Source organism: Microseira wollei NIES-4236 (assembly GCF_020521235.1).
In the GTDB taxonomy this organism is placed as follows: Bacteria; Cyanobacteriota; Cyanobacteriia; order Cyanobacteriales; family Aerosakkonemataceae; genus Microseira; species Microseira wollei.
The window spans coordinates 1-12510 of record NZ_BLAY01000232.1 but is presented as its reverse complement, the minus strand read 5'-3'; the positions used below and the strand labels follow the sequence as shown (position 1 = coordinate 12510).

9 protein-coding genes are annotated in these 12510 nt (G+C 46.6%); 6 read left to right on the top strand and 3 right to left on the bottom strand.

Going from position 1 to position 12510, the window contains the following annotated elements; genetic code table 11:
* Nucleotides 1–249 precede the first annotated feature (249 nt).
* The 3 genes from MiSe_RS43220 to MiSe_RS43210 form a co-directional block, all read right to left on the bottom strand.
* Nucleotides 250–2301: an NAD(P)H-quinone oxidoreductase subunit 5 gene (locus tag MiSe_RS43220; RefSeq protein ID WP_226592490.1), complete on the bottom strand. Its 2052-nt coding sequence runs from the start codon at nucleotides 2299–2301 to the stop codon at nucleotides 250–252.
* 499 nt (nucleotides 2302–2800) lie between these two features.
* Nucleotides 2801–3172 (bottom strand): thioredoxin family protein, encoded by a 372-nt coding sequence (locus MiSe_RS43215; RefSeq protein WP_226592486.1) that lies wholly within the window; start codon nucleotides 3170–3172, stop codon nucleotides 2801–2803.
* Nucleotides 3173–3501: 329 nt separating this feature from the next.
* Nucleotides 3502–4218 carry an NnrU family protein gene (locus MiSe_RS43210; protein WP_226592484.1) on the bottom strand — a complete coding sequence of 239 codons (717 nt, stop codon included), beginning with the start codon at nucleotides 4216–4218 and terminating at the stop codon, nucleotides 3502–3504.
* Nucleotides 4219–4423: 205 nt separating this feature from the next.
* Here MiSe_RS43210 and MiSe_RS43205 point away from each other — a divergent pair, with 205 nt between their 5' ends.
* The 6 genes from MiSe_RS43205 to MiSe_RS43180 all read left to right on the top strand — a co-directional run bounded on the left by MiSe_RS43205 (nucleotide 4424) and on the right by MiSe_RS43180 (nucleotide 12076).
* Complete coding sequence (locus tag MiSe_RS43205) at nucleotides 4424–5449, top strand: LysR family transcriptional regulator (RefSeq protein WP_226592481.1); 1026 nt, start codon at nucleotides 4424–4426, stop codon at nucleotides 5447–5449.
* Between the two features lie 102 nt (nucleotides 5450–5551).
* Complete coding sequence (locus MiSe_RS43200; protein WP_226592479.1) at nucleotides 5552–6949, top strand: protein kinase domain-containing protein; 1398 nt, start codon at nucleotides 5552–5554, stop codon at nucleotides 6947–6949.
* Nucleotides 6950–6970: 21 nt separating this feature from the next.
* The gene (locus MiSe_RS43195) at nucleotides 6971–7954 is read left to right on the top strand and encodes a PstS family phosphate ABC transporter substrate-binding protein (RefSeq protein ID WP_226592477.1); all 984 of its coding nucleotides are present in this window, start codon (nucleotides 6971–6973) and stop codon (nucleotides 7952–7954) included.
* 193 nt (nucleotides 7955–8147) lie between these two features.
* A complete protein-coding gene (locus tag MiSe_RS43190) occupies nucleotides 8148–9539 on the top strand; it encodes an ABC transporter substrate-binding protein (RefSeq protein ID WP_226592475.1) in 1392 nt (463 codons plus the stop codon).
* Between the two features lie 106 nt (nucleotides 9540–9645).
* Entirely contained in the window at nucleotides 9646–11001 is a 1356-nt protein-coding gene (locus MiSe_RS43185; RefSeq protein WP_226592488.1) for an ABC transporter substrate-binding protein, read from the top strand.
* Nucleotides 11002–11047: 46 nt separating this feature from the next.
* Nucleotides 11048–12076 carry a PstS family phosphate ABC transporter substrate-binding protein gene (locus MiSe_RS43180; RefSeq protein ID WP_226592473.1) on the top strand — a complete coding sequence of 343 codons (1029 nt, stop codon included), beginning with the start codon at nucleotides 11048–11050 and terminating at the stop codon, nucleotides 12074–12076.
* The last annotated feature ends 434 nt before the right edge of the window (nucleotides 12077–12510 follow it).

Here is a 12510-nt window from a genome sequence, read left to right as displayed (position 1 = left end):
GGACACGGCATCGATAACCAAAGCCTTCACAGCCAAGATATTTATATTGCCGTGCCCCTACCAGGCGTTAATTTGACGAACACAGTAGGGACACGGCATCGATAACCAAAGCCTTCACAGCCAAGATATTTATATTGCCGTGCCCCTACCAGGCGTTAATTTGACGAACACAGTAGGGACACGGCATCGATAACCAAAGCCTTCACAGCCAAGATGTTTATATTGCCGTGCCCCTACAAATAAAGATCTTCAAGTCACTCCAAAGATAATCGCACCTACCAACACCGCTGCAAACACGATCAGGGCGTAGAATTGGGCGCGACCTGTTTCAAAGTATTTCAGACCTTCACCGCCCAGGAGGGTGATTAAACCCGTGATGTTGACGACACCATCAACGACCTTCAAGTCTACTTCCATCACTTGCCGTGCTAAACGGCGACTACCTTGAACAAAAAGGGTATCGTAGATTTCGTCAAAGTACCATTTGTTTTTGGACAGCTTGTAGAGCGAGGGAATTTTAGCAGCGATCGCTTTCGCATCTATCTTGCGACTGAGATACATCAGCGAAGCCAAAGTAATCCCAATTAAAGATATGCCTACCGAACTACCTGCCATGACTGCGAATTCGGGCAGATTAAATTCTGCGGCGGCTTCAGCCATGTCAAAATGTTCACCGGGAGCGTGGACAAACGCTTCAAAATAGTTGGCAAACGGGGTTCCCACAAAACCGATCAGCATCGAAGGAATCGCCAGTATCACCAAAGGCAGTACCATCGTGATGGGAGATTCATGGGGTTCGTGGGCGTGACCGTGACCGTCGTGGCTATCGTGTTCGAGAGCGATCGCCGCCTTTTCACGGGTATCCATTGCCCCAGGGCCAAAATTAACTCCCAGGACTTCTTGACGAACTTGATTATCGTTACCCCGGAATTCGCCTTCAAAGGTAGTGAAGTACATCCGGAACATGTAAAACGCCGTGATTCCGGCGGTAATCCAGCCTATTGCCCATAAAACTGGATTTGCAGCGAAGGTGCTGCCCAAGATTTCGTCTTTTGACCAGAAACCGGCAAACGGGGGAATCCCGCAGATGGCGATTGTGCCAATCAAAAAGGTAATTGCGGTAAAGGGCATATACTTACGCAGTCCGCCCATCATTCGCATATCTTGAGCCAAAACCGGATCGTGTCCCACGACGCCTTCCATACCGTGAATCACCGAACCGGAACCCAGGAACAACATGGCTTTAAAATAAGCGTGGGTCATCAGGTGGAACAAGCCAGCGGTATAAGCACCGACGCCCATAGCCATCACCATGTAACCCAGCTGGGACATGGTAGAGTAGGCCAAGCCTTTTTTGATGTCGTTTTGGGTAATCGCGGTAGTGGCGCCGACAAAGGCGGTGGCAGCCCCCGTCCAAGCGATGGTAGTCATCGCGGTGGGGATTTCTTCAAACACGGGGTACATCCGCGCGATCAGAAATACCCCAGCTGCCACCATTGTGGCGGCGTGAATTAATGCTGAAATTGGTGTAGGGCCTTCCATTGCATCGGGTAGCCACACGTGCAACGGTACTTGAGCAGATTTGGCTACTGGCCCCATAAAGACTAACACGGCAAACAGCGCTGCCAAAGCACCGCTGAGCAATCCTGATTCAACCAAAGATTGCAGCCTTTCGCCCATGACCTCAAACTCGAAGCTGCCGGTGGCCCAATAAATGCCTAACATCCCCAACAGCAAGCCAAAGTCACCGACGCGGTTGGTAACGAATGCTTTTTGACAAGCATCGGCTGCAGCCTTGCGATCGTACCAGAATCCGATCAGCAAGTAGGAACACATGCCGACCAGTTCCCAGAAGATGTAAATTTGGACTAAATTGGGACTTACCACCAGACCCAACATCGATGAGCTAAACAAGCTCAGATAGGCATAAAACCGCACGTAGCCAGGGTCGTGCGACATATAGCCATCGGTGTAGATCATGACTAAAAATGCGACCGTTGTGACGATCGCTAACATCACCGCCGTTAGATGGTCGATGGTAAAGCCCATCTTGAGGTGGAAATTCCCAGCAGCCGCCCAATCCAGGGAGTAGGTATAGGGTGCGTGGCCTTGAAATTGACTCCACAGCAGCGCAAAGGAGAGAAACATCGCTGCCCCCAGCAGGGAGACAATAAACACGGCGTTTAACTGTCGCAGCTGGTTGGTAAACTTGTTGAATGAAATCAGCCCCAGGCCGACTAGCATCGCCCCCGCTAGGGGTAGAACTGGTATCAGCCAAGCATACTGATAGATTGCTTCCATCATCAGAAAATTGGGTTTGAAACCCCGCCCTTCAAGGGCGGCTTTACCTTGTTTCCCAGAAGGGAAGCTGGTTTTTAAATCCCCCTAAGGGCAAGAACCAGCAAACTTGTTCGGTGTCCCTTCCCCCAACCCAACCCAGATGTCCTTTCTGAAAGCGCCTGAACCAATCAGCCAAGCGAGATAGTCCGAACTAGGGAAGTTAAGGGAAGTCTGTACCGGGCTGAGTTTAAGTGCGGTAGTCGCTGCTTGCGTCGTTCAAATTTATTTGAACAAGCCCCTTGCCTTGAGGCCGGGGTCAGTGACTGATGCCTACTTTAGTATTCTCGACAATCGTTTGCTAGACTTTGGCACTCCCCGGTCTGAGGACACGGAGATGAGAGCTTCCCAGTCTGTAAACAATTGTGACACACATGGCCGATGGCCATCTAATTAGATTAATAACCCACCCCGATTGGTCAGGGTGGGTTTGTTTAGGATTTAATCGGATTACCGAGTTTTTTTAGGCCGAATGGGTTTGATATTCGCGCGAGCGCACCCGTGAAGTGGCACAGGTGAGCGAAATCGCTTGAAGAGCTTGCCAGATGTCATCCCGCCCTCGGAAGTTGTCCAACCGATACAAGATCTTTCCGTCTTCAAACAAAATTAACGTTGGTAGCGATGTCAAGTGATAGGCATTCGCCAACTTGAAATTGCTATCCGCGTTAATTCCGACTAATTTGACATTTCCGCCCCATTGTGATTGAAATTTTGGCAATTGGGGGTTGATCAGATGGCAAAGACCACACCAAGGCGCCCAAAAATGAACCAGCACCGGGATGGGAGATTCTAATACTTCTTGTGTAAAAGTCCGTTCCGTCACCGACAGTACCATGATCCCTCAAGCCAAGTTTTATAGAGTTTTATTATCGACTAGGGATCATGCTACATCGATTCGGGATCATATGCTCCAGGGGAATTACAGATATGCGATCCCAAAGCGGGGATCGGGCTTGTTGTGCAGGGGAGCAGGTGGGCAGGGGAGCAGGGGAGATGGGGAGCAGGTGGGCAGGGGAGCAGGGGAGATGGGGAGAATGTACATTCAAATTCCCCTCCGCTCCTGGAGCAAGTCTGCACCTCTGCTCCTCTGCACAAGAAGACGCTCTGCTCACTTGCTCACCCGCTCACTTGCTCACTTGCTCACTTGCTCGCTTGCTCACCTGCTTACCAGTTAACCCCAGCCGTGGCTGCAATTAAAAATGGGTGCGCCCACCACAGCACACCGACGAAAACGGCTACACCTAAATAGGCAGGACGAAGAAACTCGCTCCAAACTAAGGTTTGACGCCCTTGGAGGATAGCCAGAAATGGTATTACCGTCGTTCTGGCTTTTACGGCTGCAAAAGCTTCGCCGTAGCGATCGCCCAGTCGCCGATCCCCGTGCCAAACACCAAACAAATGGTGCAATACCAACCCAATCGAGGTTAATAAGGTAAACGTAGTGCCGATCCAAAGTGTGTGGGCGATGCACCAAATCAGCTGTCCTACCATTTGGGGATGTCTGGTGATGCGGATGATGCCGGTTTCGTACAAATGTACTTGAGGCTTCTCGATGGCAGCAATTTCCAGCAGGTTAAACGTTGCTGGATAGAGAAAGAGAAACGATATCGCCGATAGCACCCACACGATCGGTTTTACTGCTGGCACCCCCTGGACTTGCCAAAGTTGCAAGCCGTCGTAGCGGTGGTTGAAAAAGTAAATTATCATTGCCACAGCCAAATTCAGGCTGACGAGGGCAAACAAGATGCGGTATAGTCTAGCGCCGATCAGTTTTTCTGCCCTGGGACGCAAAGCTGCCAAACCGCTGTGAGCGATCGCAAACCCTACCAATAAACCCAGCATTGTCAAGTGACTGGGAGTAAGCCAAGCAATTTTTAGCATAATAAATGGTTAAGTATTTTAACTCTGGTGAAATTCCCCAAACCCGATGGCGCAAAGTAATCTCAAGGATCTTGATCCCTTGTTGTGTTACTTTCGATGTCAGTGGAAGTCTCAAAACGTAATTCGCTGCGAATCGCGGATGGCAAACTTCATCGGATGATGGATAGTTGTCTCAAGGCTTCTTTCCCCTTTCAGGTTTAGCATTATGTCTGACCTTCCTTTCACTTTAGATCAGTTGCGTATTCTCAAGGCGATCGCTGCTGAGGGAAGCTTCAAGCGTGCCGCCGATAGCTTATATGTCTCCCAACCTGCCGTCAGTTTGCAAGTGCAAAACTTAGAGCGGCAGTTGGACGTGCCTTTATTCGACCGAGGTGGGCGAAGGGCACAATTGACAGAAGCTGGTCATCTACTACTCAGCTACGGTGAGAGAATTTTATCGCTTTGCGAGGAAACTTGTCGCGCCATTGAGGATTTGCAAAATCTCCAAGGAGGCACCCTGATTGTGGGAGCCAGTCAGACGACAGGAACCTATCTGTTGCCGCGCATGATCGGGTTATTTCGGCAAAAATATAACGATGTGGCAGTACAATTGCACGTTCACTCAACCCGCCGAACTGCTTGGAGCGTAGCCAACGGACAAATTGACCTGGCAATCATTGGCGGCGAAGTTCCACCCGAACTGGCAGATTCCCTGGAAATTACGCCGTATTTAGAAGACGAACTGGCGCTAATTTTACCCGTGACGCATCCGTTCGCCAAACTCGAAACGATTCAAAAAGACGACCTTTACAAGTTGCAGTTTATTGCTTTAGACTCCCAATCCACAATCCGCAAGGTAATCGACCAAGTGCTAACGCGCTGCGGCATCGATACCAGGCGTCTCAAAATCGAAATGGAATTAAATTCGATCGAAGCGATTAAAAATGCAGTTCAGTCGGGATTAGGAGCCGCGTTTGTTTCAATTTCGGCAATTGAGAAGGAATTACAAATCGGCGTCCTCCACCGCATCCGAATTGAAGATGTCATGGTCAAGCGCATCCTGTCGGTGTTGGTCAATCCTAACCGATACCGTTCAAAAGCTGCCGAAGCTTTTTCTAGGGAAATCTTGCCTGCGTTCGCCACGACTACATGGGGAAAGGAAATACTAGAAACATCGCCAGCGCTCGCAGCCAATTCCCTCAAAGCAACGGTAGGGCATTCTCAAGGAAATACCCACGTCGGAGGAAGTTAAAAGTTAAAAGCAAAAAGGACAAAGTAAAAATAAAGACTGAAAGGAAGACTGTTTTTTACCTACTTGCCTTTTAACTTTTACCTTTGTTTTGAACCCCTGGTTATGGAACTTTACTGCACCCGTCCAGCTTGCCCCCGCCCCCTGAACCTGTTTTCCGATTTGGAAGATCCGGCTACCCTCAAGCGGGTTCCTCAAAAGTACTGCACGACCTGCGGAATGCCGCTAATTTTGGCGGATCGCTACATGCCGTTAAAGCTATTGGGGCAGGGTGGATTTGGGGCAGCATTTTTAGCACGAGATCGCTATACGCCCACAATGCGTCGGTGCGTAGTGAAGCTGTTTCAACCATCGGGAACCTTAACCCCACAGCAGCTACAAACCGCGCAAAATCTGTTTGAACGCGAAGCAGAAGTTCTGGAAGAATTGGGCAACCAACACCCTCAAATTCCAGATTTATTTGCCTTTTTTCAGTTAACTGTACCCAGCCTTCAACCCGGAAAACAAGACCAATTTTTTTATTTAGTACAAGAATTTATCGACGGGGAAAACCTAGAGGAAGAATTTGCCAAAAATGGTAAATTTTCAGAAGCTCAGGTATTAGAAATATTGCAGCAAATCCTGCCAGTGCTGCAATTCGTTCACGAACACGGCTCGATCCATCGCGATATTAAGCCATCGAATATCATGCGCTCGTGCAAAGGTTCTCTTTTCCTGTTAGATTTTGGCGCGGTCAAACAGGTAACAAAAGTAGCAGGTTCAAATGCAAGTTCTACGGGAATTTACTCAATGGGATATGCCCCTCCAGAGCAAATGTCTGGAGGTCAAGTCTATCCTTCAACCGATTTATATGCCCTGGCAGTAACTTGCCTGACCTTACTGACTGGCAAGCAACCAAATGAATTATTTGATACTTACAGCAATCAGTGGAAGTGGAAAACTTATGCTCAGGTAAGCTCTCAACTGGCGAATATTTTAGACCGAATGCTGTTGAGTTCGCCCAATCAGCGATACCACTCAGCAGAGGAAGTTCTAGCCGCCTTGACTTTACCTCCACCCGCTCCCCCTGTGCAAAAGACTGCTGCGGTAACGCCTGCAAATCCACCTCCACACCCGATCCCAGTGCGACCAAGATTTTCTCTGGTGGAAGTATTGGGTGCAGCGGCATTTAGTGGGTTTGAGGGTGGGTTAATTGCGATCGCTCTCTCCAGTCTCCCCCTCACGCCGGGAATTAGCATGGGATTAACGGTTGCGATCGTAGGTGGTCTAATTTATGCTCAGTACCGCCGCATTCTGGAAGGCAAAGACCTGCCGATTCTGATCGGGATTACCCTAGCAATTGTGGTGATATTCCGTAATGCTCTCGTACCGGCGTGGATTATTACCTTGTTTGGCAATCCAATTGTCGGTGTATTATTTGTAGCCGGGTTGACAGCAGCGGGAGCAATTGCAGTAACCGCTCTATTTCGAATCATTTACAAATTACTTTCCCTCATGCTTTAAATTCTGTCAAAACTATTAGTTATGACTCAAAAAAATGAAACGACAGTTTTAGTTTTAGCCCTCTTAATTACAACTGGCTTAGTCGGTTTGGGTTTTTGGTGGTTTACGAGTAAGACTGGCTCCAAAACAGATAGTTTAATCAACCAAGAATCGAGTCAAAGCGACCAAGCTAACCTCAAAACTTTTACTCAAGTCAAAAACGTCCCCAGCGGACTATTTAGTTATGGAGGTAGCACGACTTGGGCTACAATTCGTCGCGATTTAGATCCAGCAATTCAAACAGTTTGGCCTCAATTTCGCCTGCGCTATACTCACCCCAATCAGGGTACGCCGAGTACGGGTTCGGGTATCCGGATGTTATTAGACAATCAATTGTCTTTTTCTCATGCTTCTCGTCCGATTGAAGATAAAGAATACGAACAAGCAAAACAACGAGGGTTTACTCTAGTAGAAATTCCTGTAGCAATTGATGGGAGAGCGATCGGAGTCCACCCAAGCTTGAATATTCCAGGCATAACCATGCAGCAACGCGATGATATTTATGCAGGCAAAATTACCAACTGGAATCAACTCGGTGGTCCAAATCTGAGAATCCAGCGTTATGCCGTACAAGGTGACGAGGGGGAGAATCTTGAAATAGTACCAACTCCCACCGAAGCTATTCGTAAAGTTGCAGAAGATCCAGCAGGAATGTTTGAAGCTTCTGCTCCATTATTGGTATCTCAGTGTAAAGTTAAAACCTTGTCACTAGGTCGTAGTTACAATCAACTAATTCCCCCTTATAAGCAGCCTTTTGTGCCGCTGTCTGAGTGTCCATCTAAGCGGAACGAAGCGAATACAGAAGCTTTTTTGAGTGGTGAATATCCCTTAACTCGGCGGTTATTTGTAGTTGTCAAAAAGAACAATCAAATTGACCAGCAAGCAGGAGAAGCTTATGCCCAGTTATTGCTAACAGAACAAGGTCAGGAAATGATTGAAAAGGCGGGATTTGTCAGAATTCGCTAAAGTATGTAACGCAAGTTGCTAGTTATCTTTTTAGGGCTGAAGACAGGCTAATGGCTAATAGCTAATGGCTGGTAGACCCGAGAAAAATATTCCCATCAGCAATTAGCAAGCTTGCGATTAGCTTCTGCTGTGCAACCCACGAGAGTTATAACTAGCAACTTGGGTTATGTAATTTCTCAACTACGAGCTACCTATGTCCCAAAGAAATGAAACAACGATTTTAATTTTAGCCCTTGTAATTACACTAGGATTGCTCGGTACGGGTTTTTGGTTGTTTAATCGAGTAATAAATCCACAAATAAATCAACCAATTCCACCTTTTACCGGAAGTTTAGAGGAACGTATCAGTCTAGGAAACAGAATTTTGATCAATCAAGATAGAAACCCTTATAAAGAGGCAGGAGTGAAAGCCTTTGCCAAAGGAGATTTTTCTACAGCGATTTCACAACTAGAATCTTCCTTAAAAAAGAAACGAAACGATCCAGAAGCTTGGATTTACTTTAATAATGCTAAAGCCGGTCAAAATAATCCTCTCAAAATAGGCGTTAGCGTTCCTATTGGGGGCAATCTAAATATTGCCAAAGAAATTCTGCGGGGTGTGGCTCAAGCGCAAGATGAAGCTAATAACAATGGCGGCATAAATGGGATGCCATTGCAAGTTGAAATTGCCAATGATGACAACGACCCCAGCATCGTGAAAAAAATTGCCGAAAAATGGGTGAAAGACACCACAATTTTAGCATTGGTGGGTCATAATACGAGCGATGCTTCCCTGGCAGGTGCGCCAATTTATCAGCAGGGAAATTTGGTGATGATTTCTCCTACAAGCAACGCCAAAAAGTTATCTGGAATTGGTAGTTATATATTTCGGACTGTTCCTAGTATTAGTTCTGAGGCTGAAGTTATTGCCCGTTATGCAATCAAAACAAAGCAGTTGAGCAAACTAGCGATTTGTGCGGATTCGCAAGCAAAAGCGAGTCAGTCTTTCAAACAGGAGTTGCGCTCGGCTATTGATAATGAGGGAGGCAAAATTAGCCAAATTGCTTGCGATTTTTCCCACCCAAATTTTAACCATAGTGGCGCAATATCTCAAGCCGTGAGCGATGGTGCAGAGGGGTTAGTATTAGCAGCTTCTGTAAGTAAAATTAAGCGATCGCTTGACATAATCAGAGCAAATAAAGGGCGACTGTATTTGATGGCGAATTCTACGCTGTACACGTTTGATACTCTCAAGTTGGGTCAAGCAGAAGCAAATGAAATGGTGTTAGCTGTCCCGTGGCATCCGGAGGCAATTCCAGATAATCCTTTTTCTAAAAATGCTAGAAAGTATTGGGGCGGTGATGTGAATTGGCGCACGGCATTGGCTTACGATGCTACTCAAGCGATTATCGCAGGTTTAAAGCAAGATAATACTCGCCAAGGACTGCAAAAAACTTTATCTAGTTCGGAGTTTTCTGCCAATGGTGCGACGGGGAAGATTCAGTTTTTGCCATCAGGCGATCGCAACGACTCCTCAATCCTCGTTAAAATTCAACCAGGTCAATCTTCCGGCACAGGCTACGATTTCGCACCCGTGCCACAATAGCAAGGCTTGAGGCGATCGCATTATGCCTCAAAAAAAGTGCATAAAAACGGGTAGTTCGCCCAATCAACAATTAGATCTCCCCCATAAACTAACGGACTATTCTATTATGTCTCAAAAAAACGAAACGGCAGTTCTAGTCTTAGCCCTATTAATCACCCTGGCATTAGTAGGAGTAGGATTTTGGTTTATTCAAGACCTATGGAAAAAACCATCTCTGCAAGACCGAATTAGTGTTGGAGAAAAAAATATATTTGCCGGGGTAATATCACAGAAAAAACAAGCAGGATTGCAAGCGTTCGCATCTAAAAACTTCCCTGTCGCTATTGCCAATCTAGAAGCAGCCTTGCAAGGAAAGCCAAACGATCCAGAAGGTTTAATTTTCCTCAATAATGCCCGGATTGGTGAGCAGAAAAGCTACACCATTGCCGTATCTGTCCCAATTGGTACTGACCCCAACGGTTCTTTAGAAATACTGCGGGGAGTAGCTCAAGCTCAAAATGAAATCAATCAGGCAGGAGGAGTTAACGGCGTTCCTGTAAAAGTAGCGATCGCAAACGACGATAATAATCCAGCAATTGCTCGGCAAATTGCCACCGAGTTGACGAAAAATCCGGAAATATTAGGGGTAATCGGCCCTTATGCCAGCGATGTCAGTTTGGCAGCCGCAAAAGCTTATGAATCGGGACAGATAGTTGCTATTTCCCCCATCAGCACTTCGGTGAAACTTTCAGGATTCAGCCGCTATTTTTTCCGAACAGTTCCTAGCGATTACGTTGCTGCTAGATCCCTAGCCGATTACATGCTGACCAAACTCCAAATAAAAAATGCAGCCGTTTTTTTTAATTCCCAAAGTTCCTATAGCCAATCTTTGAAATCTGAGTTTGTCACTGCCGTTTCCTTGGGAGGTGGAGAAGTATCGAGCGAATTTGATCTATCCGCTCCGGATTTTAGCGCGGCTGCAAGTTTTAAACAAGCCAAAGAGCGGGGGGCAAAATTATTAATGTTAGCTCCCAATACAGCAAGTTTAGATAAAGCTTTACAAGTAGTGCAGGTCAACAGCAAACAGTTAAGCTTGCTAGGGGGAGATGATGTTTACACACCCAAAACTTTAGAAGTTGGTGCAGCATCAGCAGTAGGGATGGTAGTAGCAGTTCCCTGGCATATTAAGGGCGTTGCAAATTCAAATTTTGTGCGCCAATCTAAACAACTTTGGAATGCGGATGTCAACTGGCGCACCGCTTTATCCTACGATGCTGCACAAGCGCTAATTGCAGCCATCAAGCGCAACCCGAATCGCGTTGGAGTTCAACAGGCACTAATTGCATCAGATTTTTCTGCCCCAGGCGCTTCCGGCATCGTGCGTTTTCTGCCATCAGGCGAACGCAACAGTACCATCCAACTCGTGAAAATCGTTCGCGGCGATCGCTCTAGAACTGGCTACGATTTTGAGCCAGTGCAATAATACCGCTAGTGGCTCCTGATTATCTTTAACTTTTTACAGTTGATTTATGTCTCAAAAAAACGAAACAGCAGTTTTATTCTTAACCCTTCTCATTACAGCAGGATTAATTGGCGCAGGAGTTTGGTGGTTTACTCGACGTTCTGGAATTAATATCCCCGATGCGGTTCAACAAGGCCAAAATACTCCAGGAAACCTTCAAGGGTTTAACACCGTACAGAACGTTCCTTCTGGACTCTTTAACTATGGTGGCAGCACTTCTTGGGCACCGATTCGCCTATCGGTAGACTCGGCGATTCAAGCAGCTAGACCTGAGTTCCGCCTGCGTTATGTCGATCCCGTCGGTATAGCTCCTAGTTCTAGCACCGGGATTAAAATGCTGTTAGATGGTCAACTTGATTTGGCTCAATCTTCTCGACCCATTCTCGACCAAGAATACAATCAAGCCCAGCAACGAGGGTTCGCTCTCAAACAAATTCCCATCGCCATCGATGGCTTAGCAGTTGCAGTTAATCCTAATTTAGATATTCCAGGTTTAACTATAGACCAGCTTAAATCTATTTACTCTGGCAAGATTACTAACTGGCAACAGCTAGGAGGGCCAAATTTAACTATTAAACCTTTTTCGCGCCCAGCTAACTCTGGTGGTACGGTTGAATTGTTCCTGGAAAATGTCATGCAGGGTCAAGCTTTTAGCGCCAATGTCGAGTTCGTTCCCACCACAACGGAAGCTTTGCGAAGACTCGCTACTAGTCCTGGGGGCATTTATTTTGCTTCGGCACCAGAAGTCGTACCCCAGTGTACAATTAAGCCCTTGCCTATAGGTCGCCAAGCAGGCGAGTTCGTGCCGCCCTATCTTGAACCCTTTGTACCCCTCTCCCAGTGTCCTGGAAAACGCAATCAGCTAAACGTACAAGCTTTTCTATCAGGAAAGTATCCTATTACGCGCAACTTGTTTGTAGTAATCAAACAAAACAATCAAACCGAACAACAAGCTGGAGAAGCTTATGCTAAATTTTTGCAAACCCAGCAGGCACAGGAATTAATCGAGCGCGCCGGGTTTGTTCGCATTAGGTGAAATAGTAGCGAACATCCGAAAATTATCTCCAAGGGAAGATTTTCTTATTGCCCTCGAGGTGAAATAGTAGCGAACATCCGAAAATTATCTCCAAGGGAAGATTTTCTGATTGCCCTCGAGGTGAAATAGTAGCGAACATCCGAAAATTATCGACAAGGGAAGATTTTCTGATTGCCCTCGAGGTGAAATAGTAGGGAACATCCGAAAATTATCGACAAGGGAAGATTTTATCATTGCCCTTGAGTTGAAATAGTAGCGAACATCCGAAAATTATCTCCAAGGGAAGATTTTCTGATTGCCCTTGAGTTGAAATAGTAGCGAACATCCGAAAATTATCTCCAAGGGAAGATTTTCTGATTGCCCTCGAGGTGAAATAGTAGCGAACATCCGAAAATTATCTCCAAGGGAAGATTTTCTGATTGCCCTCGAGGTGA